Source organism: Streptomyces sp. NPDC088725 (genome assembly GCF_044751305.1).
In the GTDB taxonomy this organism is placed as follows: domain Bacteria; phylum Actinomycetota; class Actinomycetes; order Streptomycetales; family Streptomycetaceae; genus Streptomyces.
Genome location: NZ_JBIVLO010000007.1, coordinates 412651 through 439561, shown reverse-complemented (window position 1 = coordinate 439561; position 26911 = coordinate 412651). Strand labels below are relative to the sequence as shown.

The window sequence follows — 26911 nt, the reverse complement described above, 5'->3', positions numbered from 1 at the left end:
GGGGTTTGGGGGCCCGCCCGGGCCCGCCCGGGGGGGGGCCCCCCCGGCCCCCCCCGGGCCCGGCGCCCCGGGCCCCGCCCCCCCGCCCCCCCCCCCCCGGGGGGGGGCGGGGGTCGCGTCGTCCGCGGGTCAGGCGCGCAGGCTCCGTTCCACCGGGACCTGCCGCTGCTGGGGCGTACGCAGGTTCATCCACGCCATGCAGCTGAGGAACACCACCGCGCACACCACGAACGCACCGCCCACGGCGTATTCGCCGGTGGCGAGCCAGAGCGCGGCCGTTCCGAGGAAGACCGCCGCGACCAGAGGGAACGCCCACCAGTGATGCCGGTTCAGCGTCGGCCGGCGCCGGCGTACAACCGGGCGCGGCAGGACCCGCGGATCCGAGGCGCCGCCGGGCGTCTCCCGTTGCCGCCGGACGATCGTGCACACCATGAACACCCCATAGATCAGGCCACCCGCGAGCACGGCGGGCCAGGCGTCCGCGCCCGAGAACACGAGCCGGAACCCGATCCACAGCACGAGAGCCAGCGACGGAATCACCCACCAGCGATCCCGTGCCCGCTCCCTCGACGCCTTTTCCGCCACCATGTCACTCCCCGGACCAAGGCCGCGCCCGCACGCGCCGCCGCGCACCGGGTACCCCGTCGGAGCCCTCCGATGCCTGCGTCTTCTCGCGCGGCGAAAATGCCCAAGACGCAGCGCTGCCAAGCCGGTTGGGAGTTGTGCAACGAGCATACGGGCCCGTCGGCCGCCGGATCGCCCCGTGTGGTGTCACGGCGCCGAGGACCGGGCATCCCGCGTCGGCGTGACCGGTGGGAACGCAGCCGCGCCGGGACCGGGCCGGGGCGCCCGTAAGCGCCATTTCCTGTGGGCGAGCCGACCGGCCGCAGGGGGAGCGCGTAACCGCGATGACATTTCGCTGAATCATGTTCGTCACCCAGCCTTGGCACGCTCGCCTGATCCACACACGGTGAATGGACAGCAGAGTCGGGACGGAACAGCCCATGCACGACCAACAGCCCGGCCCGCTCGCGGGGTTCACCGTCGGGGTCACCGCGGCCCGGCGTGCCGACGAACTGGGCGCGCTGCTTCAGCGGCGAGGCGCCACGGTCGTCCACGCGCCGGCCCTGCGGATCCTGCCGCTCGCAGACGACACGGAACTGCGTACCGCCACCGGCGAGTTGATCGCGCGCCCGCCCGATGTGGTGGTGGCCACCACGGCGATCGGCTTTCGCGGCTGGCTGGAAGCCGCCGCGGGATGGGGAAACGGCGACGCGCTGCTCGACTGCCTCCGCGGGGTCGAACTGCTCGCGCGCGGGCCCAAGGTCAAGGGCTCGATCCGCGCCGCCGGGCTGACCGAGGCGTGGTCGCCCGCCTCCGAGTCGATGGCCGGAGTACTCGAGCGGCTGCTGGGCGAAGGTGTCGAGGGCCGCAGGATCGCGCTGCAACTCCACGGCGTTCCTCTGCCCGGTTTCGTGGAGGCGCTGGAGGCCGGGGGCGCCGATGTGGTGGTCGTACCGGTCTACCGCTGGATGCCCCCGGAGGACCTCGCCCCCGTCGACCGCCTCATCGACGCGGCCGTCGCGCGCGCCGTCGATGCCATCAGCTTCACCAGCGCGCCCGCCGCCACCTCGCTGTTCTCCCGCGCGGAGGAACGCGGCCGGCTGCTCGACCTCCTCGCCGCACTCCACCACGACGTGCTGGCGGCCTGCGTGGGACCCGTCACCGCCCTGCCCCTCCAGGAGCGCGGCATCGACACCGTGCAGCCGGAACGTTTCAGACTCGGGCCGCTGGTCCAGGTCCTCTGTACGGAGCTTCCCGGGCGCGCCCGTACGCTCCCGGTCGCGGGCAGCAGGATCGAGATCCGCGGACACGCGGTCCTGGTGGACGACGGGCTGCGCCCCGTACCGCCGGCCGGGATGACGCTGCTGCGCGCGCTGGCCCGGCGTCCTGGCTGGGTGGTGTCGCGGGCGGAGCTGCTGCGGGTACTGCCGGGCGCGGGCCACGACGAGCACGCGGTCGAGACCGCCATCGCCAGGCTGCGCACCGCGCTCGGCGCTCCGGGACTGATCCAGACCGTCGTCAAGCGCGGCTACCGGCTGGCGCCGGACCCGGCGGCTGACTCGAAGTGCGTCGGGGCGCAGGGGAGTTGAGGGCGAGGAACTGGGGGGACGGCCCGGCGGGTGCGCTGATCATCGGTACCGTACGGAGATGTCACACGACCCGGCCGTCATCCTGAGGCCCTCCGGACCGGAACACGCCGAAGCCGTCGCGGAGGCGCTTGTCCGCAACCGTGACTACATGAGTCCCTGGGAGCCGGACCGGCCCGCCGACTTCTTCACCGCCCGGACCCAGGCCCACCGGCTCGCCGACCCCGCGGCCCGCCGCTGGCACTTCATGGACGGAACGCGGATCGTCGGCGAGATCACCCTCTCCGGCATTTCGCTCGGGGCCTTCCGCAGCGCTCATGTCGGCTACTGGATCGACGCCGAGCACACGGGCCGCGGCCTCGCGACGCAGGCCGTCAACGAGGTCTGCCGTGCCGCCAGGGACGGGCTGGGGCTGCACCGGATCGAAGCCGCGACGCTCCTCGCGAACGCGGCTTCGCAGCGTGTCCTGGACAAGTGCGGATTCGAGCGGATCGGAACAGCGCCGCGCTATCTCCACATCAACGGCGGGTGGCGTGATCACCTCTTGTTCCAGCGCATCCTGCACGACGGCCCGCCGAACACCACGGCCTGACGACGGGGCCCGCCGCCGGCCACGTATTCGAGTGAACGTTCGACGGTAATGCACCGGAAAAAGTCGACGCCTGACATACCCGCCCCCTTCGCGTACGGTTGACGGCTGCCCGATGCACGTCACGAAGGGGGCCTCGGTGGCCGCGCAGGATGCCGCTGTTGAATCTGCTGGACCCGCCGTCGATCCCGGACGCGACACGGGGAACGACTCCGTACGCGACCGCGAGATCGGAGTCGAACAGCGCCATCTGGACCAGGTGTACCGCCGCCTCGAGGAGAAGATCCACGAGGCGGAGTTCCTGATGAACGACGCCGCCAAAAGGGGGCAGGTCGGCACGCCGGGAGCACTGGCCGAGCGGGACGCCCAGGTCTTCAGGGCCGGTATCCACCTCAGCCGCCTCAACAACGAGTTCGAGGACTTCCTCTTCGGCAGGATCGACCTCCTGCGCGGCAAGGACGGCAAAAAGGGCCCGGACGGCGCGTACACCTCGGTCGAACCGGCCGACGAAGCGGTACGCGACGACAACACCGCCGACATCGCGGAGACCCTGCACATCGGCCGGATCGGGGTGCTGGACTCCGACTACGCGCCACTGGTCATCGACTGGCGCGCACCGGCCGCCGCGCCGTTCTACCGCTCCACGCCGGTGGACCCGGGACGGGTCGTGCGCCGGCGCGTGATCCGCTCCAAGGGCCGCCGGGTCCTCGGGGTCGAGGACGACCTGATGCGCCCCGAGCTGACCGCCACGCTGGACGGCGCCGCGCTGCCCGTCATCGGTGACGGCGCGCTGATGGCGGCGCTCGGGCAGGCCCGCAGCCACACCATGCGGGACATCGTCTCCTCCATCCAGGCCGAGCAGGACCTGGTGATCCGTGCCCCCGCCGCCTCGGTCACCGAAGTGGCGGGCGGCCCCGGCACGGGCAAGACCGCCGTGGCGCTGCACCGGGCCGCGTACCTGCTCTACCAGGACAGGCGGCGCTACGCGGGCGGCATTCTCGTCGTCTCGCCGACACCGCTGCTCGTCGCGTACACCGAGGGCGTGCTGCCGTCGCTCGGCGAGGAGGGGCAGGTCGCGATCCGCGCGGTCGGCTCGCTGGTGGACGGCGCGGAGGCGACGGCGTACGACGAACCGGCCGTGTCCCGCGTCAAGGGCTCGGCGCGCATGCTGAAGGTGCTGCGCAACGCCGCCAGGGGCGCCCTGGAGCCCTCTTCCGGCTCCGGTGCCCCCGGATCATCCGGACGGCGTAACAGGCGCCGTGGCGGCGCGCAGGCGGACGGCGCGGGCCAGCTCTCCTTCGGCCAGGAAAACCCCGAAACCGCTGATGAACGCGGTAAGGGCGGGCAGGCCGGCGAGGACGCGTCCGCCGTCACCGTGAGAACCGACCGGCTGCGGGTCGTCGCCCTCGGCCGCAGGCTGGAGCTGGAAGCCGACGAACTGCACCGCATCCGGCAGTCGGCGCTCAGCGGCACCGCCCCCGTCAACCTGCTGCGCCCCCGTGCCCGCAGGCTTCTCCTCGACGCGCTCTGGGAGCAGTCGGGCGCGGCGTCGCGGGCCGGTGAGTACGCGTCGCGCGGTGACGCGGAGCTGGCCGCCGAGCTGCGCAGCGGTTTCGACGACGACGTCACGACCGAGGACAGCTTCATCGCGTTCCTGGACGCCTGGTGGCCCGAGCTGACGCCGCGCGGTGTGCTCGCCGCGATGGCCGACGAGCGCCGTCTCGGCCGCTGGAGCCGCCGCATCCTCAATCAGGGCGAGACGCGCAGGCTGGCGCGTTCCCTGGCCCGTCTGGGCGCCGACGGCACCGGACCGCTGTCCGTGCACGACGTGGCTCTCCTGGACGAGCTGGAGACACTGCTCGGCTCACCGCCGCGCCAGCGCAAGCGCCGGGAGCTGGACCCGCTCGACCACCTCACGGGCCTCGATGAGCTGATGCCGCAGCGCGAGGAGTCCCAGCGCGAGCGTGCCGAGCGGCTGGCGGCGGAGCGTACGGAGTACGCGCACGTCATCGTCGACGAGGCGCAGGACCTCACGCCCATGCAGTGGCGGATGGTCGGCCGCCGGGGCAGGCACGCCACCTGGACGGTGGTCGGCGACGCCGCGCAGTCGTCCTGGACGGATCCGGACGAGGCGGCGGAGGCGCGTGACGAGGCGCTGGGCAACCGCCCGCGCCGCCGTTTCACCCTGACGGTCAACTACCGCAACCCGGCGGAGATCGCCGATCTCGCGGCGAAGGTCCTGGCCATCGCCATGCCGGGAATGGAATCGCCGCGCGCGGTCCGTTCCACCGGCGTACGCCCGCGCTTCAGCGTCGTACAGAACGGCGATCAGGCCGCGACCGTACGGGCGGAGGCGCAGCGCCTGCTGGACCGGGTGGACGGCACGGTCGGTGTGGTGGTCGCGATGAACCGGCGCGAACAGGCGGCGCGCTGGCTGGCCGGGCTCGGCGACCGGGTCGTCGCGCTGGGCAGCCTGGAGGCCAAGGGGCTGGAGTACGACGCGACGGTCGTGGTCTCCCCGGCGGAGATCGCCGACGAGTCGCCCGCCGGGCTGCGGGTGCTGTACGTGGCGCTCACGCGCGCGACGCAACAGCTCACGGTGGTCTCCGGGACCCGGGACGAGCCGGACGCGGAGGGAGTACCCGACCTGCTCCGGGATTGACTTCCCGATTGACCTCGGGTCAACGGGCGCCGGGGGATCACTTTCCGGAGTGGTTTGTTAGCCTGGTATCGGCACCGGCTCGATCCAAGCCCCCGGGCCCAACCTTCGTCGCTTCGAGCGACCACTTGCCGCGAGGCGAGCATGGCGGGTCGGTGCCACCTTTTCGCTTCTGCCGTACGTCATTGCGGCTCATGTCTTCAGGGGCATGTCAGCAGGCCTTCACCAGCAGTTGGTGGAGGCCTGCTGTCGTTGGGGAGGCCGCCGTACGGGCTCGCTCTCGTATGACGGAACTCACTTTCCGAAAAGGTGGGCCTTTACCTGCTACTCGCTGGTAGGTGCGACCATCGGACAGCGCCGCCGGGGCTGTTGTCCCCGCCGGGGCGGCAATGCGGCTCAGCGAAAGCAGAGGAACCAGGTCATGGCAACGGCGCCAAGCGTCTCGTACTCGATGACGGTCAGGCTGGAGGTGCCCGCGAGCGGTACCGCGGTGTCCCAGCTGACCACGGCTGTGGAGTCTTCAGGCGGCTCGGTGATCGGCCTGGACGTCACGGCGTCCGGTCACGAGAAGCTGCGGATCGACGTCACGATCGCCGCGACGTCCACCGCGCACGCGGATCAGATCGTCGCCCAACTGCGCGACATCGTCGGTGTCGACATCGACAAGGTGTCCGACCGTACGTTCCTGATGCACCTCGGCGGCAAGATCGAGATGCAGTCCAAGCATCCGATCCGCAACCGTGACGACCTCTCGATGATCTACACCCCGGGCGTGGCGCGGGTCTGCCTGGCGATCGCCAAGAACCCCGAGGACGCGCGCCGCCTCACCATCAAGCGCAACTCCGTCGCCGTCGTGACGGACGGCTCCGCCGTGCTGGGCCTCGGCAACATCGGCCCCAAGGCCGCGCTGCCCGTCATGGAGGGCAAGGCCGCGCTCTTCAAGCGGTTCGCCGGCATCGACGCGTGGCCGATCTGCCTGGACACCCAGGACAGCGACGCGATCGTCGAGATCGTCAAGGCCATCGCCCCCGGCTTCGCGGGCATCAACCTGGAGGACATCTCGGCGCCCCGCTGCTTCGAGATCGAGGCGCGGCTGCGCGAGGCCCTGGACATCCCGGTCTTCCACGACGACCAGCACGGCACGGCGATCGTCGTCCTCGCCGCGCTGACCAACGCGCTGCGGGTGGTCGACAAGTCCGTCGGTGACGTACGGGTCGTCATGTCCGGCGCGGGCGCGGCCGGTACGGCCATCCTGAAGCTGCTCATCGCGTCCGGCGTCAAGCACGCCGTCGTCGCGGACATCCACGGTGTGGTGCACGCGGGCCGCGAGGACCTCGTCGACGCCACTCCGGAGTCGCCGCTGCGCTGGATCGCCGACAACACCAACCCCGAGGGCATCACCGGCACCCTGAAGGAGGCCGTGGTCGGCGCGGACGTCTTCATCGGCGTCTCGGCCCCGAACGTCCTGGACGGCGCCGACGTCGCGGCCATGGCGGACGACGCGATCGTCTTCGCGCTCGCCAACCCCGATCCCGAGGTCGACCCGGCGATCGCCCGTGAGACGGCGGCGGTTGTGGCGACGGGACGTTCCGACTTCCCGAACCAGATCAACAACGTGCTCGTTTTCCCCGGTGTCTTCCGCGGTCTGCTCGACGCGCAGTCACGAACCGTCAACACGGAGATGATGCTCGCCGCGGCGGAAGCGCTCGCGGACGTCGTCACCAAGGACGAGCTGAATCCGAACTACATCGTGCCCTCCGTGTTCAACGACAAGGTCGCGGGAGCGGTCGCGGGTGCCGTGCGCGAGGCCGCGAAGGCGGCCGGCGTGACTGTGACGGCCCCCACGTCCGCATGACGTACGGCGCGTCGCGATTCGCGGGGCCCTGAGCCCCCCTCTAGGGTGGCGGACCATGAGCCCCGCCGCTCCAGGGAGGTAATTCAGGGCCTCCGGGGGGTTCAGGGCTCCCAGGCTCCAAGGAGTCTCCACAGAGTCGACGGAACGTCACGACGACGAGGCAGTGGCGCTTTTCGTGTGACTCCGGAGGGTGCCGGATTGGCTTTCCCGCCGCTGGTGGGGGCAGGATGCGTATTCGGGCGCGAGGGTCTGTGTCAGCAGACCCGGGTCCGGGGACTGTCCGAGGGCCCTGGCAGCATCGGCTTCGATCTCACGCCTTACAGGCAAGAAGAACACGGGAGTAACAACATGAACCGCAGTGAGCTGGTGGCCGCCCTGGCCGACCGTGCCGAGGTGACTCGCAAGGACGCCGACGCCGTGCTGGCCGCTCTCGCCGAGACCGTCGGCGAGATCGTCGCCAAGGGCGACGAGAAGGTCACCATCCCCGGCTTCCTGACCTTCGAGCGCACCCACCGTGCCGCTCGCACCGCTCGTAACCCGCAGACCGGCGACCCGATCCAGATCCCGGCCGGTTACAGCGTGAAGGTCTCCGCGGGCTCCAAGCTCAAGGAAGCCGCCAAGGGCAAGTAACACCCACAAGCACAGCGCAGGGGCGGCCACCCGGACCGGGTGGCCGCCCCTGTGTGGTTCGCGCCCCGCAGGCCCGCACAGGGCCGCACAACGCGCTGGTGGCCCCGCTCCGGGGAGCGGGGCCACCAGGTGCGTGCTGGTCAGGCGTGCGGGTGTGTGCTGGTCGGACGAGTTCGCCGTTGGGCGGTTCGGCGTTCGTGCCCGGCTCGATCAGCTTCTCCATGCTGTGCTGTCCCGGGGGCGACCCCCGGACCCCCTGCCGGGTGGGGGCTGGTGTCGGTGGCCTACGTGGCCTACGTGGCCTACGTGGCATACGGCGGTGGCCCCCGCTCCGAGGAGGGGGGCCACCGGGCGCGCACTGGTCAGGCGTGCGGACGCGTGCTGTCAGACCAGTTCGCCGTTGGGCAGTTCGACGTTCGCGCCCAGCTCGATCAGCTTCTCCATGAAGTTCTCGTAGCCGCGGTTGATCAGGTCGATGCCGTGCACGCGGGACGTGCCCTGCGCCGCCAGCGCCGCGATCAGGTACGAGAAGCCGCCCCGCAGGTCGGGGATGACGAGGTCGGCGCCCTGGAGCTTGGTGGGGCCGGACACCACCGCGGAGTGCAGGAAGTTGCGCTGGCCGAAGCGGCAGTCGGAGCCGCCCAGGCACTCCCGGTAGAGCTGGATGTGCGCGCCCATCTGGTTGAGCGCCGAGGTGAAGCCCAGCCGTGACTCGTACACCGTCTCGTGGACGATGGACAGGCCTGACGCCTGCGTCAGGGCCACCACCAGCGGCTGCTGCCAGTCGGTCTGGAAACCGGGGTGTACGTCCGTCTCCAGCGCGATCGCGTTGAGCGAGCCGCCCGGGTGCCAGAAGCGGATGCCCTTGTCGTCGATCTCGAAGGCGCCGCCCACCTTGCGGTAGGTGTTGAGGAACGTCATCATCGAACGCTGCTGCGCGCCGTGTACGTAGATGTTGCCCTCGGTGGCGAGCGCCGCGGACGCCCAGGAGGCGGCCTCCAGGCGGTCCGGGATGGCCCGGTGGTTGTAGCCGTCGAGCCGGTCGACACCGGTGATCCGGATCGTCCGGTCCGTGTCCATGGAGATGATCGCGCCCATCTTCTGCAGGACGCAGATGAGGTCCTCGATCTCCGGCTCCACCGCCGCGTTCGACAGCTCGGTGACGCCCTCGGCCAGCACGGCCGTCAGCAGCACCTGTTCCGTCGAGCCGACCGACGGGTACGGCAGCCGGATCTTCGTGCCCCGCAGGCGCTGCGGAGCCTCCAGGTACTGGCCGTCGGCCCGCTTCTCGATCGTCGCGCCGAACTGGCGCAGCACGTCGAAGTGGAAGTCGATGGGCCGGCCGCCGATGTCACAGCCGCCGAGGCCCGGGATGAAGGCGTGGCCGAGCCGGTGCAGCAGCGGACCGCAGAACAGGATCGGGATGCGCGACGAACCGGCGTGGGCGTCGATGTCGGCGACGTTCGCGCTCTCGACGTGGGTGGGGTCGAGGATCAGCTCGCCGGGCTCGTCCCCGGGCCGCACGGTCACGCCGTGCAGCTGGAGCAATCCCCGTACGACGCGTACGTCGCGGATGTCGGGCACATTGCGCAGCCGGCTCGGTCCACTGCCGAGGAGCGCGGCGACCATGGCCTTGGGCACGAGGTTCTTCGCGCCGCGGACGCGGATCTCACCCTCCAGCGGGGTTCCACCGTGGACAAGCATTACATCGTCTTTGACGGTCATGAATCTCGCGTTCCGGAGTGGGCGGGCAGGTGGCCAAACAAAAGGGTAAGGGGCTTTGGCCCCTGTCCCGCATGGCCGCGAGGGGGTGAAGCGTGTAATGAATTCGGTACAACACGTTCTGTTCGGTACGTGTGGCGCAAAGTCACCGGCCGATCCGGGCCTCCCGCCGCCCGGATCCACGCGCCGTGTGCGCTCCCGCCTGACGCGGTGCGCCCCGGACGGCCGTCCGTGCCCACCGTGCCGCGCGGGCCCCGCCGGAGACGAAAGTGCGGGATCATGTGTCTCATGACGGAGGTGTCCTCGCTCACAGGGCGGTTGCTCGTGGCCGCACCCGCTCTCACGGACCCGAATTTCGACCGCGCGGTCGTCCTTCTGCTCGATCACGACGAGGAGGGCTCGCTCGGTGTGGTGCTCAACCGGCCCACTCCTGTGGATGTCGGGGACATCCTCGAACCCTGGGCCGGGCTCGCGGGAGACCCGGGCGTCGTGTTCCAGGGCGGCCCCGTCTCGCTCGATTCCGCGCTCGGCATCGCCGTCATCCCCGGAGGCGAAGGTCCCCTCGGCTGGCGGAGGGTGCACGGGGCGATCGGACTCGTCGATCTGGAGGCCCCGCCCGAACTGCTGGCGAAGGCGCTCGGCTCGCTGCGGATCTTCGCCGGCTACGCGGGCTGGGGCCCCGGGCAGCTGGAGGACGAGCTGAGTGAGGACGCCTGGTACGTGGTCGAGTCGGAGCCCGGTGATGTGTCGTCGCCCCGGCCCGAGGGGCTGTGGCGGGCGGTCCTGCGCAGGCAGCGCGGCCAGCTGGCGATGGTCGCGACATACCCGGACGATCCCTTGCTCAACTGATTCCCGCCGGGCCGGGCCGGGGCTTTCGCGGCGCTTCGGCCGGGGCCGTGGCGCGGATGCGTGAGCGAACGGCTGCGGAGTGCACGGACCCGGAGCCGCCGTTCCGCGCCGCGCGTGGGTACCCTAGACGCTTATGAGCACTCTTGAGCCCGAGCGCGGGGCAGGGACGGGCACCCTCGTGGAGCCGACACCGCAGGTGTCGCACGGCGATGGCGACCACGAGCGCTTCGCCCACTACGTCCAGAAGGACAAGATCATGGCGAGCGCCCTCGAGGGCACTCCCGTGGTGGCACTGTGCGGCAAGGTCTGGGTACCGGGGCGCGATCCCAAGAAGTATCCGGTCTGTCCGATGTGCAAGGAGATCTACGAGTCCATGGGCCCCGGTGGGGACAAGGACAAGGGCGGCAAGGACGGCGGCAAGAAGTAACCGCTGGATCTTTCTGCCGGTGACGGCCCCCGGGGCACGCGTTCAGGCGCGTGCCCCGGGGGCCGTTCGCGTGGGTGTTCGCGCTGGGGTTCGTACGGTGGCGGGCGCTTCGGGGCGCCACTAATTGGTTCAGACCACTTGTCGCCGTGTTCCTGACACCCTTAATCTCCTGCGAGTTGGGCGGCGCGCGCAGCGCGAAGCGTCCGTTGCGCATGCCGCAACGCCGACCGCAGGGATCCCGGATGAAGCTTTCTGCCCGAACAGCCACCCCGGCCGCGGCGCTCGTGCTCGCCTGGCTCACCCTCACGGGCTGCGCCCCGGGGACCTCGGACACCGGCGCGACGAAGGACGAGCAGAGCGGCACCCTGCGCGTGTGGCTCTTCCAGGAGGTCGACAACAAGCCCAAGGAGCAGGTCGTCGACGCTGTCGTCGCCGCCTTCCGCGCGGAGCACAAGGGCACGAAGGTGGCGACCGAGTACATCCCGGTCGAGACGCGCGCCCAGCGCGTGAAGGCGGCGTTCAACGATCCGAGGAGCGCGCCGGATCTCATCGAGTACGGCAACACCGACACGGCCGGCTACGTCAAGGACGGCGGACTCGCCGAGATCGGCGCGGAGTTCGATGCCTGGGACGAGGCCAAGGACACCGACCCGGCCGCCAGGCGGTCCGTCACCGTGGGCGGCGGGATCTACGGGGCGCCGCTCTTCGTCGGCGTACGCGCGCTGTACTACCGCACGGACGTCTTCAAGGAGTTGGGGATCGCCGCCCCCAGGTCCCAGGCGGAGCTGATCTCCACGGCCAGGAAGATCCACCGGGCGAAGCCGGACCTCTACGGGCTCGCGGTCGGCGGCGCGTACACGTACGGCGCCCTGCCCTTCGTCTGGGCGAACGGCGGCGAACTCGCCGAGGAGAGCGGCGGTACGTATAAGGCCGCCGTGAACAGCCCCGCGGCCCGCGCCGGCATAGCGGCGTACACCTCGCTCTTCGGGGACGACAACTGCCCGGCCGCCAAGTGCGCCTCCATGGGAGGCGTACTGGACGAGATACTCACCGACGGCATCACCGAGCGGGAGGTGGCGCGGGCTCGCGCCATGACCAAGGGCATCCACGCCCGCGAACGCGAGGACTCGGCCTCCCACGCGCGGCTGCTGGCGCTCGAACTGTTCCGCCGTGACCGCTTCACTGGTCAGCGCACCGAGTCGGCCCTGCTGGACACGCTGACGGCCGACGAGATAGTGGATGTCGCCCGGCAAGCACTGTCCCCGGAGGCGGGCCGCTGCACGGCGGTCGGCCCGGAGACGGCGCGGTCCGAACTGCCGGGCGTGGGCCATGAATGGGTACTGTCGCAGCCTCGCTGAGCTGCCCCACCGATGTCTCCTCCTCACCCCCGTCCGGTACGGACCGCGTCGCCTTGGAGAACCCTTGTCCGTCCCCTCCGCACACCCTTCCAGGACGCCGACGCGATCGGCCCTCGTGATCGGCGGCACCGGCATGCTTGCCGGCGTCGTCCACGGGCTGGTCGCCGACGGCTGGCGGACCACCGTCGTGGCCAGGGGCGAGAGGTCCCTGGGAACGCTCGCTGACCGGACCACCGGCCGCGACCGCGTGATGACTCTTCCCGCCGACTACTCCGATCCCGGGGGGTTCCGTTCGGCGCTCGAGCAGGCTGTAGGTGAGGTGGGTCGTTTTCAGCTGGCCGTGCTGTGGGTCCACACGCCCAGCCGTGACGACGCCCTGCCCGTGGTCGCCGGTGCCCTGACCGAGGACGCGGTGGTGGTCGACGTCCGGGGCAGCGTGGTGGCCGACCCCACCCGAAACAAGCCGCTCCCTCCGTCGGCCCTGGCCGCATCCCCGCGTGACTACCGCCCTGTCGTGCTGGGCTTCACGGACGGACCGGCCGGCCCCCGTTGGCTCACCCATCACGAGATCAGCGACGGAGTGCTGTCCGCCGCACGCGCCCCGGCGGCCTCAGCGGCACCCGACGAACACGGGTGGGTGGTCGGTCGGGTACGGCCCTGGCACGACCGTCCGTGAACTTCGCCGCGCCGGTGCACAGGCGGACCGGCCGTGACCGCCCCGGGCACGGCGATCGCAAACCCTCAAGGTCTTTGAGAAGTGATCTTGTGTCTGGGTTCGTCGTACCGGCCGAGGGCGTGAGGGGCACAGGTGGTCTCGGGCGGTGCGGCGGAGCGTGGCTGAAAAGTTGGTGTGGCCATCCTGGCGGTGGATGCCGATGGCGAGGTTGCGCAGGCTGGCCATGACGCGGGGCAGGCGACCGTCACGGCCTTCGCGTCCGGCAAGGCCGCCATGGCGATCGGCGGTGACTTCAACCACCAGGCCGTCGAGGCCGGTTCGGTCAAGGGCGCGTACGCGGTCGTGCCGCTGCCCGGGGCCAAGGCGGGCTCGGTCGCGCCGGCCTTCGCGGGCGGCAACAACATCGGAGTCCTGAGGAGCAGCGGCCACCGCACCCTCGCCGTCGCCCTGATGAAGGCGCTCGCCGGCAAGGACACCCAGGCCAAGCTGTTCGACGCGATGGGCTTCCTGCCCACGTACACGGACGTACTGGCGGCCTCCGCGAAGAAGGAACCGTTCATCGAGCCGTTCGTACGGACGCTCGGCGCGGGCGCCAAGTTCGTGCCCGCCTCGCCCGGCTGGGCGCAGATCGACTCGTCACTCGTGCTGCCGACGATGTTCCAGGAGATCGTCAGCGGCCGTAAGGGAGTCGCGGCGGCCTCGGACGACGCGGCGGCGAAGATGGACGCGGCGTTCACGTCCGAGGGCTGAGCGCCATGACGAACCTCCTGACGGCCGCCCGCGCGGCCCCGCGGGCGTCGGGGCGGGCCGGGGGCCGCCGGACGGGGCGGCTGGACGCCCTGGCTCTGTCTGGCGCCCGCGCTGGTCGTCCTCGCGGCGCTGCTGGTCTACCCGATCTACCAACTCGGCTTGATCTCGTTCCTGGAGTACACCCAGGCACAGGTCAGCGGCGGAGAGCCGACCACCTTCCGGGGGTTCGGCAACTACGCGGCGCTCTTCGGCGACGGCCAGTTCTGGCGGGTGCTGCTGGCGACCGTCGTCTTCGCCGCGGCCTGCGTCGTCACGACACTCGGCGTGGGCTGCGCGCTGGCGGTCCTGCTTACGCGGGCACGGGCGGTGCCGCGCCTGGCGCTGATGGGCGCCGCGCTCGGCGCCTGGGCCACCCCGGCCGTCACCGGATCCACCGTCTGGGTCTTCCTCTTCGACCCCGACTACAGCCCGGTCAACCGGCTGCTGGGCCTCGGCGACCACTCCTGGACGTACGGCCGCTACAGCGCTTTCACGCTCGTCCTGCTCGAAGTCGTTTGGTGCTCCTTCCCGTTCGTGATGGTGACGGTGTACGCGGGCATCCGGGCGATTCCGGGTGAGGTGCTCGAGGCGGCCTCGCTGGACGGCGCCTCGCAGTGGCGGATCTGGCGGTCGGTGACCGCGCCGATGCTGCGGCCGATCCTGCTCGTCGTCACGATCCAGTCGGTCATCTGGGACTTCAAGGTGTTCACCCAGATCTATGTGATGACCAATGGCGGCGGAATCGCCGGGCAGAATCTCACGCTCAATGTGTACGCCTATCAGAAGGCTTTCGCCTCCTCCCAGTACAGCCTGGGCTCCGCGATCGGCGTCGTCATGCTGCTGATTCTGCTCGCCGTGACACTCGGTTATCTGCGGCTGCTGCGACGGCAGGGAGAAGCGCTGTGACCCTGCTCAGGACCCCCCGGATCCGCCGTCCGCGGCGCCTCGCAGCCGAGGCGTCGGCCCTCGTCATCGCCCTGATCGTGGCGTTCCCGCTCTATTGGATGGTGCTTTCCGCATTCAAACCCGCGGACGAGATCCAATCGACCCGGCCCCGTCCCTGGACGCTCGCGCTGTCGCTCGACTCGTACCGCCGCGTCTTCGAACAGCGGGAATTCGGAAGGTACTTCCTCAACAGCCTGACCGTCGCCTGCACGGTGGTGGTCGTCTCCGCGCTGATCGCGTTTCTCGCGGCGACCGCCGTGACCCGTTTCCGCTTCCGGTTCCGTACGACGCTGCTGATCATGTTCCTCGTCGCGCAGATGGTGCCCGTCGAGGCGCTGACGATTCCGCTGTTCTTCCTGATGCGGGACTTCGGGCAGCTCAATACGCTCGGCTCGCTGATCCTGCCGCATCTGGCCTTCTCGCTGCCGTTCGCGATCTGGATGCTGCGCGGATTCGTCGGAGCGGTACCCGAAGCGCTCGAAGAGGCCGCGTACATCGACGGCGCGAGCCGTACGCGCTTCCTGTGGCAGATCCTCTTTCCGCTGGTCCTCCCGGGGCTTGTCGCGACGAGCGTCTTCTCGTTCATTTCGACCTGGAACGACTTCCTCTTCGCGAAGTCCTTCATCATCAGCGACACCTCTCTGTCGACGCTTCCCATGGCGCTGCTGGTCTTCTTCAAACCCGACGACAACGACTGGGGAGGGATCATGGCGGCCTCCACCGTGATGACCGTTCCCGTCCTGGTCTTCTTCGTGCTCGTTCAGCGGCGCCTGGTCTCCGGACTCGGCGGCGCCGTCAAGGATTAAGAACAAAGAGCCAAGGAAGGCTGACGAGATGGACTTGATTCCGGACCCCAGGCGCGCCTGGCCGGCGCAGGGTGCGGCCGCGTATCCGCTCGACGGCGAGACGCTGATCGAGGCGGGCACGGGCACGGAGGGCGTCGCGCGGTGGATCCGTACGGCGGTCGGAGCCGCGACGGGGCTGCCGTTCCCGCCCGCGGAGGGCGCGGGCGCGACTGAGGGCGGCACGGACGGCGCGGGCGCGACCACGGTCGACGAGGCTGGTGTTGGCGCCGTCGTGGGCGGTGACGACAACCGCATCGTCCTGGAGATCAGCCGGAGCCTGGCGCGCGACTTGGGCCCCGAGGGTTACCGGCTGACCGTCGACGGATCGGCGATCCGTATCGAGGGCGGCGGCGCGGCCGGTGTCTTCTGGGGAGCACAGACCCTCCGGCAGCTGCTCGGCCCCGACGCCTACCGGGGCGCGCCCGTCGCCCCCGGGCGCGAGTGGAGCGTGCCGATGCTCGTCATCGAGGACGCCCCGCGCTTCGCCTGGCGCGGGATGATGCTCGACGTGGCACGCCACTTCATGCCCAAGGACGGCGTCCTGCGCTATCTCGATCTGCTCGCCGCGCACAAACTCAACGTTTTCCACTTCCACCTCACCGACGACCAGGGCTGGCGTGTCGAGATCGAACGGCACCCGAGACTGACCGAGGTCGGCGCATGGCGTGCGCGCACCAAATGGGGCCACCGCGCCTCGGAGTTGTGGGACGAGAAGCCGCACGGCGGTTACTACACGCGGGACGACATCCGGGAGATCGTCGCGTACGCGGCGGAGCGGCATATCACCGTCGTCCCCGAAATCGATATCCCGGGCCATTCGCAGGCCGCCATCGCCGCGTACCCGGAACTCGGCAACACCGATGTCATCGACACGTCCTCCCTCACCGTCTGGGACACCTGGGGCATCAATCCGAACGTACTCGCCCCCACTGACAACACCCTGCGCTTCTACGAGGACGTCTTCGAAGAACTGCTCGAACTCTTCCCGGCCGCCACGTCGCCCTTCATTCACGTCGGCGGCGACGAGTGCCCGAAAGACCAGTGGAAACGGTCCCCGGCGGCGCAGGCCCGTATCGCCGAACTGGGCCTGGCGGACGAGGACGAACTCCAGTCCTGGTTCATCCGGCACTTCGACAGCTGGCTCGCCGCCCGCGGCCGGCGTCTCATCGGCTGGGACGAGATCCTCGAAGGCGGCCTCCCGCCCGGCGCCGCCGTGTCGTCGTGGCGCGGCTACGGCGGCGGCACAGCGGCCGCGAAAGCCGGCCACGACGTGGTCATGTGCCCCGAGCAGCAGGTCTACCTGGACCACCGGCAGGCGGCCGGCGAGGACGAGCCGATGCCCATCGGATACGTCAGGACCCTGGAGGACGTCTACCGCTTCGAACCGGTGCCGCCGGAGCTCACGGAGGCCGAGGCGGCCCACGTACTGGGCACCCAGGCCAACGTCTGGACCGAGGTCATGCAGGATCGTTCCCGCGTCGACTACCAGGTCTTTCCGCGCCTCGCCGCGTTCGCGGAGGTCGCCTGGTCGCCCCTGCCCCCGCCCGCGGAACGGGACTTCGAGGATTTCGAACAGCGCATGACGGAGCATTACCGCCGGCTCGACGCCCTGGGGGTCGAATACCGGCCGATCGGCGGGCCGTTGCCCTGGCAGCGGCGCACGGACCCGGACGGCAACTCCGCGACGCTCGGACGCCCGATCGAGGGACCACCCCCGAACGTGTGAGCCCGGCGCGAGGCGAGGACCCCGGGCGCGCGTTCCTGAGACTGTCGAGCCGTGAGGACAAGTCACCCAAGAGGCGCCGAAGAGTTGTATTCCTTACGTGACGGTGAAGTCGTGAGAAACAGGGCCTTACGCCTGGGCGGGGACGGAACAGTCCTTCGTGGACCCTCGCGTCGGCCGACCCCGAAGATGTGCCAGAGTTGCCACGTCCGGGCGGTGAGCACGTACGGTACGGCTCACAGGCGGGACAGCCGGGACTCCGGAAAGGGGCAGCTGGGTTGACCACGCACGCACCGCAGACGGCGCATTCCGTGACGCTGCCGACCTCGCTGAACGAGGCTGTCGCGGCGCTCGTCGCCATGCCTGCCGCCGTGCCCGTCGCAGGCGGTACGGATCTGATGGCGGCCGTCAACAGAGGCCTGCTGCGCCCTGCGGGACTCGTCGGTCTCGGCCGGATCAGTGAACTGCGGGGCTGGCGCTACCAGGACGGTCACGCCCTCCTCGGCGCCGGCCTCACCCACGCGCGTATGGGCAGGCCCGACTTCGCGGCCCTCATCCCCGCGCTCGCCGCGTCCGCGCGCGCCGCGGGCCCGCCCCAGATCCGCAACGCGGGCACGCTCGGCGGCAACATCGCCACCGCGGCGCCGACCGGCGACGCGCTGCCCGTGCTCGCGGCGCTCGAAGCCGACCTCGTGGTCGCGGGACCCGAAGGCGCGCGCCGCGAGATCCCCGTCACGCACCTGCTGGCCGGCCGCGAGATGCTGGCGCCCGCCGAACTCATCGGTTTCGTACGGGTGCCCCTGCTGCACGCCCCGCAGGTCTTCCTCAAGGCGACGGGCAGGACGGGACCGGGCCGCGCCTCCGCGTCCGTCGCCGTCGTCCTCGACCCGGCACGCCGTGGCGTGCGCTGCGCGGTCGGCGCGATCGCGCCGATGCCGCTGCGCCCGCTGGAGGCGGAGCGCTGGATCGCCTCGCTGATCGACTGGGACGGCGCGCGAGGGCTCACCCAGGAGGCGCTCGCCGCCTTCGGCGAGTACGTCGCCGCCGCCTGCATCCCGGACCCCGCGCCGCCGGCCGACGGGGGAGAGGCTCCTGTGCCGGCGCCCGCCGTACTGCATCTGCGGCGGACCGTCGCCGCGCTGGCCCGGAGGGCACTGGGGAGGGCGCTGTCGTGACCAACAACGAGAACTCCGGTTCCGGGATCCCGGAGGAACAGCGGGGCTGGCAGCCGATTCCGCAGGGCGGTGAGTACGACGCGGAGGCGACCGCGTTCGTGCAGTTGCCCCCCGAGGACGAGAGGGACGCGCCCCTCGCGGCGCCCGGCCACGGCTACGTGCCGCCGCAGATCGTGCCGCTGACTCCCGCCGCCGATCCGGGCGCGGGCAGCTGGGGCGCGGTGCAGCATGAGCCGTCGCAGGAGTCGGGTGCGGTGCGGTGGCCGGAACCGCAGTACGACCAGCCGGGCCACTCCGGTGCATACGGCCAGGAACAGCCCTACTACGACGCGTACGGGGCACAGGCGTGGCACTACGGCACCGAGGCGAACAGCGCGGGCGACACGGGCGCCGAGGGCTCCGCGGGAGCACCCGGGGCGGGCAACGAGCAGCACTCCGAGCTGACCGGCCAGTGGACGATCCCGGTCGCGCGGGGGGACCTGCCGGAGGAGTCGGGCGAGTACATCGCCACCATGCCGGCCGCCCCCTGGCACGGCGGCACGCCGCCCGCGACGCTCCCGGGCGGCGCGGCCGCGCCGTGGGCGACACAGCCGGAACCGGCAGCCCCGTACGAGGAGCCCTCGTACGGCGAATCGGCGCCCTCTTACGGGGAACAGCCGTCCCCTTACGGTGAGTCGGCGCCGTCCTACGGGCAACCGATCGCGGCGGCACCGGCGTCGGCTCCGGCTCCCGCCGAGGCGCCGCCCGCCGAGGGTGCTCCCGCCGAGGCCGGCGAGGCGGCGGCGCCGGAGCCGTACGCCGAGCAGGAAGCGGCGTTCGCGCCCGAGTTCCAGTCGGCGCCCGACGCCGAGTTCGAGGCCGGGCCGCCGGTCGAAGCTGTCGCCGAGGCGCTGCCTCTGTCCGAGCAGGTCGGCCCCGAGCAGCCTGCGCCCGAACAGGCCGTCTCCGAACGGCCGTTCAACGATCAGCCGGCTGCCGATCAGCCGGTCTCCGAGGCGCTGCCCGAGGCAGCCGGCGTACCGGAGCCCGAGCAGGACGCGGCACAGGACCTCGCGCCGGACGCGCCGGGCCTCGTGGCCGAGCAGGACCTCGCGGCGGAGCAAGACCCCGCGTCCGAGCAGGATTTCGCACCGGACTTCGCGCCCGAGGCGGAGCCTGCACCCGACTCCGAGCCGGTGCCCGAAGCGGCGCCCGCACCCGCCCCGCTCACCAGCAGCAGCGACAGCGCCGAACACCCCGTCAACTCCTTCGTGTTGCGCGTCAACGGCGCGGACCGTCCCGTCACCGACGCCTGGATCGGCGAATCCCTCCTGTACGTACTGCGCGAGCGCCTCGGTCTCGCCGGAGCCAAGGACGGCTGCTCGCAGGGCGAGTGCGGCGCGTGCAACGTCCAGGTCGACGGCAGGCTCGTCGCTTCCTGTCTCGTGCCCGCCGCCACCGCGGCCGGTTCCGAGGTCCGTACCGTCGAAGGACTCGCGTCCGACGGCGAACCTTCCGACGTCCAGCGGGCGTTGGCCACATGCGGTGCGGTGCAGTGCGGTTTCTGCATCCCCGGCATGGCCATGACCGTCCATGACCTGCTGGAGGGCAACCACGCCCCCAGCGAACTGGAGACCCGCCAGGCCCTGTGCGGCAACCTCTGCCGCTGCTCCGGCTACCGGGGCGTGGTCGACGCGGTCAACGAGGTCGCCGCCCAGCGCGCGGCGAGCGCCGAGGCCGCCGCCGCCGCCTCCGAAGAGGCCCGGATCCCGCACCAGGCACCCCCCGGCGCCGGCGGCGCCCAGCCCTCGCATCCGCACTCGCAGCACTCGCACGACGGAGGCATGGCGTGAGCAACGACGCGGCCACCGAGGCCCCGACGCTCGAAGGCCCCCAGCAGGAGCCGCCGGCGCACGGCCTCGGCGCTTCGCTCCCCCCGGCCGACGCGCGCGCGAAGACCGAGGGCACGTTCCCGTACGCCGCCGACCTGTGGGCCGAGGGCCTGCTGTGGGCCGCGATCCTGCGCTCCCCGCACCCGCACGCCCGTATCGTCTCGATCGACACCGAGGCGGCCGCCGAGATGCTGGGCGTACGGGCCGTCGTCACGCACGAGGACGTCCTCGGCGACCCCTCGTACGGCCGCCGCGTGGTGGACCGTCCCGTCTTCGCCTCCGACGTCGTACGCCACCACGGAGAGGCGATCGCCGCGGTCGCCGCCGACCACCCCGACACGGCGCGCATGGCCGCGGCCGCGATCGCCGTCGAGTACGAGATCCTCGACCCGGTCACGGACCCGGAGAAGGCCTTCGCCGCCGAGCCGCTGCACCCCGACGGCAATCTGATCCGGCACATCCCGCTGCGGTACGGCGACCCGGAGATCCAGGGCGAGATCGTCGTGGAGGGCCTGTACCGTATCGGCCGCCAGGACCCCGCACCCATCGGCGCCGAGGCCGGACTCGCCGTGCCGAGGCCGGACGGCGGCGTGGAGATCTACACCGCCTCCACCGACCCGCACACCGACCGCGACCTGGCCGCCGCCTGCTTCGGGCTCGACCCCGAGCGCGTGAAGATCGTCGTGACGGGCGTCCCCGGAGCCACCGGTGACCGCGAGGACCCCGGATTCCAGATCCCGCTCGGCCTGCTCGCGATGCGCACCGGCTGCCCCGTCAAACTGGCGGCTACGCGCGAAGAGTCCTTCCTCGGCCACGCCCATCGTCACCCCACCCTGCTGCGTTACCGCCATCACGCGGACGGCGAAGGCCGGTTGGTCAAGGTCGAGGCCCAAATCCTGCTCGACGCGGGCGCGTACGCCGACGCGTCGTCCGAATCCCTGGCCGCCGCGGTCGCGTTCGCGTGCGGCCCGTACGTCGTCCCGCACGCCTTCATCGAAGGCTGGGCCGTCCGCACCAACAACCCGCCCTCGGGACACGTCAGGGGCGAGGGCGCGATGCAGGTCTGCGCCGCGTACGAAGGCCAGATGGACAAGCTGGCGGGCAAGCTCGGCCTCGACCCGGCCGAACTGCGCCTGCGCAACGTCCTGTCCACCGGCGACATCCTGCCCACCAGCCAGACGGTCACCTGCCCGGCGCCCGTGGCCGAACTGCTTCGCTCCGTACGGGACTTCCCGTTGCCCGCGCTGCCCAAGGACACCCCGGAGGCGGCCTGGCTGCTGCCGGGAGGCATCGAGGGCGCGGGCGAGCCCGGCGCGGTACGGCGCGGTGTCGGCTACGGGATCGGCATGGTCCACATGCTCGGCGCGGAGGGCGCGGACGAGGTCTCCACGGCCACCGTCAAGGTCCACGACGGCGTGGCCACCGTCATCTGCGCGGCAGTGGAGACCGGCCAGGGCTTCTCCACGCTGGCCCGCCAGATCGTGCAGGAGACGCTCGGTATCGAAGAGGTCCACGTGGCCTCGATCGACACCGACCAGCCCCCGGCGGGCCCGGCCGCGCACGGCCGGCACACGTGGGTCTCCGGCGGCGCGGTCGAGCGGGCCGCGAAGATGGTCCGTACGCAGCTGCTGCAGCCGCTGGCCCACAAGTTCGGGATGTCCACCGAGCTGCTTCAGATCACGGACGGCAAGATCACCTCGTACGACGGCGTGCTGTCCACCACCGTCACGGAAGCGATGGACGGCAAGGAACTGTGGGCGACGGCGCAGTGCCGCCCGCATCCCACCGAGCCGCTGGACGACTCGGGCCAGGGCGACGCGTTCGTGGGACTGGCGTTCTGCGCGATCCGCGCGGTCGTGGACGTCGACATCGAACTGGGCTCGATCCGCGTCGTCGAGATGGCCGTCGCGCAGGACGTGGGCCGCGTACTGAATCCGGCGCAGCTGGCCACCCGTATCGAGGCGGGCGTCACGCAGGGCATCGGCACGGCCCTGACCGAAAACCTCCGCACGACCCGCGGCCTGGTACGCCACCCCGACTTCACGGGCTACGCGCTGCCGACGTCCCTGGACGCCCCGGACATCCGGATCGTCAAGCTGGTCGAAGAACGCGACGTGGTGGCCCCCTTCGGCGCCAAGCCGGCGAGCGCGGTCCCGGTGGTGACGGCCCCGGCGGCCGTGGCCTCAGCGGTCCGCGCGGCCACCGGCCGCCCCATCGCCCGCCTCCCGATCCGCCCCCAGGCGGCGGTGGCGGCGGCGCCTCCGGCTGCGCCTTCGCCGAACGCGTAGGCGGGCCTTGGTGGAAGCCCCTGTACGGCGCCGAGGCATCCGACTGACGGTCCGGGTGCGCACCCGCCACGATTGCCGTGTCCCGGGCGAAAACCTGAGAAGCCCCCTCACGTGATGTGAGAGGGCTCCCGGGAAGTGGAGGCCGTGGCGGGAATCGAACCCACGTAACTCGCTTTGCAGGCGAGCCCCTAAGCCACTCGGGCACACGGCCGTTGCTTGGTGACGCTCTTGACCGTACGGGCCCGTCCCGGCCCGCTCAAGGGTGCCTCGGGGGCCGCAACGCGACTGCCACACGCCGTTCACGGTCCGGCGGACGGCGGACGGAGCGGCTGGCCTCAGTGGGGAGCCGAGGTGCGCCGGGCGTAGGGCCAAGGGACCAGGGCGCTTCGTCCGTGCGACAGGGCTCATGGGGTGCTATGCCCCTTACCCTGGGGCTATGACCGTCCTGGAACCCGGCGACGCCGATGTCGCTCCCGCGGATATGTCCGCCGTCTCACCGCTGCCCGCCGTGGCCGGCATATCCGCGACCTCCCCGTCGCCCGTCGAGACCGGCGCCGTCGAGGCCGACACCGTCCAGGGCGGCATCCTCGGGCCCGTCCACCGCGCTCTCAGCATCGGCATCGTCTCCGTCGTCCTGCTGATCGCCTTCGAGGCGACCGCCGTCGGTACGGCCATGCCGGTCGCCGCGCGGGAACTGCACGGGATCTCGCTGTACGCGTTTGCCTTCTCCGCGTACTTCACCACCAGCCTCTTCGCCATGGTGCTCTCCGGGCAGTGGGCCGACAGGTCCGGGCCGCTCGCGCCGCTCGCCGCCGGGATCAGCGCCTTCGCGGTCGGGCTCCTGGTCGCCGGGACCGCCGGGTCCATGTGGATGTTCATCCTCGGCCGGGCCGTCCAGGGCCTCGGCGGCGGGCTCGTGATCGTGGCGTTGTACGTCGTGGTCAGCCGCGCCTATCCGGAGCGGCTGCGGCCCGCGATCATGGCCGCGTTCGCCGCGAGCTGGGTCGTGCCGTCCGTCGTCGGACCGCTCGCGTCCGGGGCCGTCACCGAACATCTGGGGTGGCGCTGGGTGTTCGTCGGGATCCCGGTCCTCATCGTCGCGCCGCTCGCGCTCGCCCTGCCCGCGATCCGGCGCATGGCGGCGGGGCCTGCCGACCCGACCGCGCCCCCTGCGGCGTTCGACCGGCGCAGGATCCGGCTCGCGTTCGCGATCTCGGCGGGCGCGGGGCTGCTCCAGTACGCCGGTCAGGACCTGCGCTGGCTGTCGCTGCTTCCGGCGGCGGCCGGGGTCGCTCTCCTCGTGCCCGCCGTCCTCGGGCTGCTCCCCGCGGGGACCTGGCGTGCGGCGCGCGGGCTGCCGTCCGTGGTGCTGCTGCGCGGGATCTCCGCCGGGTCCTTCGTCGCGGCCGAGAGCTTCGTACCGCTGATGCTGGTCACCGAGCGCGGTCTGTCGCCGACGATGGCGGGCCTCTCGCTGGCGGTCGGCGGCGCGACCTGGGCGCTCGGTTCGTACGTCCAGTCGAGGCCGCGCGCCGAGCCGTACCGCCAGCAGCTGCTGACCGGCGGGATGGTGCTGGTCGCGCTGGCCGTCGCGACCGCGCCGAGCGTGCTGATCCAGTCCGTCCCGGTGTGGATCGTCGCGGTCGCGTGGGCCTTCGGCTGTCTCGGCATGGGCCTGGTGCTCGCCTCGACGAGCGTGATGCTGCTGAAGCTCTCGGCCCCGGAGGAGGCGGGCCTGAACTCCGCCGCGCTCCAGATCTCCGACGGTCTGTCGAACGTACTGCTGCTCGCGGCGGGCGGCGCGGCCTTCGCGGCGCTCGGTGGCGGCGGCGTGGGTCACGCGGCGGCCGACGCCTCGGCCGTCACGGGCTCGCACCCGGCGGCCTTCGCGGCGGTGTTCCTGCCGATGTCGGTGGTGGCGCTGGCCGGCGCGTGGGTGACGACGCGGGTGTGGGGGCCGGGCGGGAAGCCGGCCTGACGCGGTGGCCGGGGATGAGGGCGGTTCTGTACCTGAACGGGCGCGCGATACGCGCCGATTCGGGATGAAATGTCCCGCGCGGTGGAGCCGCGTTCGCGCCTCACGAGCCCGGGACCCGCGCCGCATGTGACCCCTGCCGCACCCGCGCCACCGCGAGCCGGTTCGTACGAGGAACCCGCCGCGCCCCCGGTAGGGTGGCCCGGTTGTCGTACGTAACCCAGGCGCAGCCGCCCGCGTGAACCCGCGCGTCGCCACCCGCGTCACCCCTCGTCCGAACCGGAGACCGTGACTACTTCCGCCTCCCACCACCTGTCACCCGCCTTCCCCGGCCGGGCCCCCTGGGGTACCGCCAACAAGCTGCGCGCCTGGCAGGAACAGGCCCTGGAGCGGTATCTCCAGGAGCAGCCCCGCGACTTCCTGGCCGTGGCGACCCCGGGCGCAGGCAAGACGACCTTCGCCCTGACGCTCGCGTCCTGGCTGCTGCACCACCATGTCGTCCAGCAGATCACCGTCGTCGCGCCCACCGAGCACCTGAAGAAGCAGTGGTCGGACGCGGCCGCGCGGATCGGGATCAAGCTGGACCCCGACTACAGCGCGGGCCCGCTCAGCAAGGAGTACGACGGCGTCGCCATCACCTACGCGGGTGTCGGCGTGCGGCCCATGCTCCACCGCAACAAGTGCGAGCAGCGCAAGACGCTCGTCATCCTCGACGAGATCCACCACGCCGGTGACTCCAAGTCCTGGGGCGAAGCCTGCCTGGAGGCGTTCGAACCGGCCACCCGCCGGCTCGCGCTCACCGGCACGCCCTTCAGGTCCGACACCAACCCGATCCCGTTCGTGGCGTACGAGGAGGGCAACGACGGCATCCGCCGCTCCTCCGCCGACTACACCTACGGATACGGCAACGCGCTCGGCGACGGCGTCGTGCGGCCCGTCATCTTCCTCAGCTACAGCGGCAACATGCGCTGGCGCACCAAGGCCGGGGACGAGCTGGAGGCCAGACTCGGCGAGCCCATGACCAAGGACGCCGTCTCGCAGGCCTGGCGCACCGCGCTCGACCCGCGCGGCGACTGGATGCCCAACGTGCTGCGCGCCGCCGACCAGCGGCTCACCGAAGTGCGCAAGGGCATCCCGGACGCGGGTGGCCTGGTCATCGCGACCGACCAGGACTCGGCGCGCGCGTACGCCAAGCTCATCCGCGAGATCACCGGCACGAAGGCGACCGTCGTCCTCTCCGACGAGGCCACCGCGTCGAAGCGCATCGACGAGTTCAGCGCGAGCCAGGACCGCTGGATGGTCGCGGTCCGCATGGTGTCGGAAGGTGTCGACGTACCGCGCCTGGCCGTCGGCGTGTACGCGACGACGATCTCCACACCGCTGTTCTTCGCGCAGGCCGTCGGACGTTTCGTACGTTCACGCCGGCGCGGCGAGACCGCGTCCGTCTTCCTGCCCACCATCCCGAACCTCCTCGGCTTCGCGAACGAGATGGAGGTCGAGCGCGACCACGTACTCGACAAGCCGAAGAAGGCCGACGACGACCCGTACACCGAGTCCGAAAAGGAGATGGCGGAGGCCGAACGGGAACTGGACGAGGACACCGAGGAGGACATGCTCCCCTTCGAGGCCCTGGAATCCAACGCCGTCTTCGACCGCGTCCTCTACGACGGCGCCGAGTTCGGCATGCAGGCGCACCCGGGCAGCGAGGAGGAGCAGGACTACCTGGGCATCCCGGGGCTCCTCGAACCCGACCAGGTGCAGATGCTGCTCCAGAAGCGGCAGGCCCGGCAGATCGCGCACAGCCGCAAGAAACCGGACGAGGAGGCGGACCTCCTGGAGATGCCGGCCGACCGGCGACCGGTCGTCTCCCACAAGGAACTGCTCGAACTGCGCAAGCAGCTCAACACGATGGTCGGCGCGTACGTCCACCAGAGCGGCAAGCCGCACGGTGTGCTCCACACGGAGCTGCGCCGGGTGTGCGGCGGGCCGCCGAGCGCGGAGGCGACGGCGGGGCAGCTCAGGGAACGGATCAAGAAGGTCCAGGAGTGGGCCACCCGGATGCGGTGACGTGACCGGGGCTTCTTCGCCGTTCACGTCACGCGTGTCCGGGTGGCGGGCGGCCGCGTACGTCCGCCCGGGGCACCGGGTGTTCGCTGCCGAACCAGTGACAACTCCCTTTCTGGTACCGGATTCTGGACCAGGTCTTCCGCTCAGCGGTGCCGCTCGCTACTGTCCCCGGAAATAGAACACGCGACGTGGCACCGCCGCCGCGTAGCGCAGCCGGTGCCAGGGCCAGCCGGCGGACTCTCCACGCGGCGTCGGCGGACCGGTACCGCGCACGACCAACGGGGGAGAGCCGTCCTCACACTCCGAAGGAGAGGGCGT

At 71.3% G+C, this 26911-nt stretch carries 18 protein-coding genes, 1 tRNA gene and 2 pseudogenes; 18 read left to right on the top strand and 3 right to left on the bottom strand.

The annotated features are described in order from the left end of the window. Nucleotides 1-129 precede the first annotated feature (129 nt). Nucleotides 130-588, bottom strand: coding sequence for a hypothetical protein (locus ACIP6N_RS20675; RefSeq protein ID WP_401817370.1), 459 nt, complete (start codon nucleotides 586-588; stop codon nucleotides 130-132). Nucleotides 589-974: 386 nt separating this feature from the next. On the opposite strand from ACIP6N_RS20675, the gene ACIP6N_RS20670 reads away from it, so the two are divergent. The 5 genes from ACIP6N_RS20670 to ACIP6N_RS20650 all read left to right on the top strand — a co-directional run bounded on the left by ACIP6N_RS20670 (nucleotide 975) and on the right by ACIP6N_RS20650 (nucleotide 7883). Next, nucleotides 975-2153: a uroporphyrinogen-III synthase gene (locus ACIP6N_RS20670; RefSeq protein WP_401817368.1), complete on the top strand. Its 1179-nt coding sequence runs from the start codon at nucleotides 975-977 to the stop codon at nucleotides 2151-2153. 58 nt (nucleotides 2154-2211) lie between these two features. After that, nucleotides 2212-2742 carry a GNAT family N-acetyltransferase gene (locus tag ACIP6N_RS20665; protein ID WP_401817367.1) on the top strand — a complete coding sequence of 177 codons (531 nt, stop codon included), beginning with the start codon at nucleotides 2212-2214 and terminating at the stop codon, nucleotides 2740-2742. Between the two features lie 136 nt (nucleotides 2743-2878). Then, the gene (locus tag ACIP6N_RS20660) at nucleotides 2879-5401 is read left to right on the top strand and encodes a HelD family protein (protein ID WP_401817412.1); all 2523 of its coding nucleotides are present in this window, start codon (nucleotides 2879-2881) and stop codon (nucleotides 5399-5401) included. Nucleotides 5402-5819: 418 nt separating this feature from the next. Beyond that, the gene (locus ACIP6N_RS20655; protein ID WP_401817365.1) at nucleotides 5820-7253 is read left to right on the top strand and encodes an NAD-dependent malic enzyme; all 1434 of its coding nucleotides are present in this window, start codon (nucleotides 5820-5822) and stop codon (nucleotides 7251-7253) included. A 348-nt stretch (nucleotides 7254-7601) separates the two neighbouring features. Continuing rightward, on the top strand, nucleotides 7602-7883 hold the full coding sequence (locus ACIP6N_RS20650) for an HU family DNA-binding protein (RefSeq protein WP_003954777.1): 282 nt from the start codon (nucleotides 7602-7604) through the stop codon (nucleotides 7881-7883). Nucleotides 7884-8267: 384 nt separating this feature from the next. On the opposite strand, the gene murA is transcribed toward ACIP6N_RS20650, so the two are convergent. Further along, nucleotides 8268-9608, bottom strand: a complete 1341-nt coding sequence (gene murA, locus ACIP6N_RS20645) for a UDP-N-acetylglucosamine 1-carboxyvinyltransferase (RefSeq protein ID WP_401817364.1) — start codon at nucleotides 9606-9608, stop codon at nucleotides 8268-8270. A gap of 285 nt (nucleotides 9609-9893) precedes the next feature. On the opposite strand from murA, the gene ACIP6N_RS20640 reads away from it, so the two are divergent. From ACIP6N_RS20640 to ACIP6N_RS20590, 11 genes and pseudogenes are all read left to right on the top strand, one after another. Continuing rightward, nucleotides 9894-10454, top strand: coding sequence for a YqgE/AlgH family protein (locus ACIP6N_RS20640; RefSeq protein WP_401817362.1), 561 nt, complete (start codon nucleotides 9894-9896; stop codon nucleotides 10452-10454). 133 nt (nucleotides 10455-10587) lie between these two features. Next, a complete protein-coding gene (locus tag ACIP6N_RS20635; RefSeq protein ID WP_401817361.1) occupies nucleotides 10588-10881 on the top strand; it encodes a DUF3039 domain-containing protein in 294 nt (97 codons plus the stop codon). Between the two features lie 242 nt (nucleotides 10882-11123). Continuing rightward, nucleotides 11124-12239: an extracellular solute-binding protein gene (locus ACIP6N_RS20630; protein ID WP_401817359.1), complete on the top strand. Its 1116-nt coding sequence runs from the start codon at nucleotides 11124-11126 to the stop codon at nucleotides 12237-12239. A 64-nt stretch (nucleotides 12240-12303) separates the two neighbouring features. Further along, entirely contained in the window at nucleotides 12304-12915 is a 612-nt protein-coding gene (locus ACIP6N_RS20625) for a hypothetical protein (RefSeq protein ID WP_401817358.1), read from the top strand. A gap of 231 nt (nucleotides 12916-13146) precedes the next feature. Then, nucleotides 13147-13665, top strand: a pseudogene (locus ACIP6N_RS20620) (extracellular solute-binding protein); the annotation flags it as partial. Between the two features lie 24 nt (nucleotides 13666-13689). Continuing rightward, nucleotides 13690-14610 (top strand): annotated as a pseudogene (locus tag ACIP6N_RS20615) (carbohydrate ABC transporter permease); the annotation flags it as partial. Next, complete coding sequence (locus tag ACIP6N_RS20610; protein WP_401817356.1) at nucleotides 14607-15455, top strand: carbohydrate ABC transporter permease; 849 nt, start codon at nucleotides 14607-14609, stop codon at nucleotides 15453-15455. The pseudogene ACIP6N_RS20615 and the gene ACIP6N_RS20610, both read left to right, overlap by 4 nt. 28 nt (nucleotides 15456-15483) lie before the next feature. Further along, nucleotides 15484-17220: a beta-N-acetylhexosaminidase gene (locus ACIP6N_RS20605; RefSeq protein ID WP_401817355.1), complete on the top strand. Its 1737-nt coding sequence runs from the start codon at nucleotides 15484-15486 to the stop codon at nucleotides 17218-17220. A 275-nt stretch (nucleotides 17221-17495) separates the two neighbouring features. After that, nucleotides 17496-18392 carry an FAD binding domain-containing protein gene (locus ACIP6N_RS20600; RefSeq protein ID WP_401817354.1) on the top strand — a complete coding sequence of 299 codons (897 nt, stop codon included), beginning with the start codon at nucleotides 17496-17498 and terminating at the stop codon, nucleotides 18390-18392. Beyond that, complete coding sequence (locus ACIP6N_RS20595; RefSeq protein WP_401817352.1) at nucleotides 18389-20224, top strand: 2Fe-2S iron-sulfur cluster-binding protein; 1836 nt, start codon at nucleotides 18389-18391, stop codon at nucleotides 20222-20224. The genes ACIP6N_RS20600 and ACIP6N_RS20595 overlap by 4 nt, the downstream gene beginning before the upstream one ends. After that, complete coding sequence (locus ACIP6N_RS20590; protein ID WP_401817351.1) at nucleotides 20221-22551, top strand: xanthine dehydrogenase family protein molybdopterin-binding subunit; 2331 nt, start codon at nucleotides 20221-20223, stop codon at nucleotides 22549-22551. The genes ACIP6N_RS20595 and ACIP6N_RS20590 overlap by 4 nt, the downstream gene beginning before the upstream one ends. Nucleotides 22552-22687: 136 nt before the next feature. On the opposite strand, the gene ACIP6N_RS20585 is transcribed toward ACIP6N_RS20590, so the two are convergent. Next, nucleotides 22688-22762, bottom strand: a tRNA-Cys gene (locus ACIP6N_RS20585). Nucleotides 22763-22987: 225 nt separating this feature from the next. On the opposite strand from ACIP6N_RS20585, the gene ACIP6N_RS20580 reads away from it, so the two are divergent. Both ACIP6N_RS20580 and ACIP6N_RS20575 read left to right on the top strand, forming a co-directional pair. After that, nucleotides 22988-24529 carry an MFS transporter gene (locus ACIP6N_RS20580; protein ID WP_401817349.1) on the top strand — a complete coding sequence of 514 codons (1542 nt, stop codon included), beginning with the start codon at nucleotides 22988-22990 and terminating at the stop codon, nucleotides 24527-24529. A gap of 285 nt (nucleotides 24530-24814) precedes the next feature. Next, on the top strand, nucleotides 24815-26593 hold the full coding sequence (locus tag ACIP6N_RS20575) for a DEAD/DEAH box helicase (RefSeq protein WP_401817347.1): 1779 nt from the start codon (nucleotides 24815-24817) through the stop codon (nucleotides 26591-26593). Nucleotides 26594-26911: the final 318 nt, after the last annotated feature.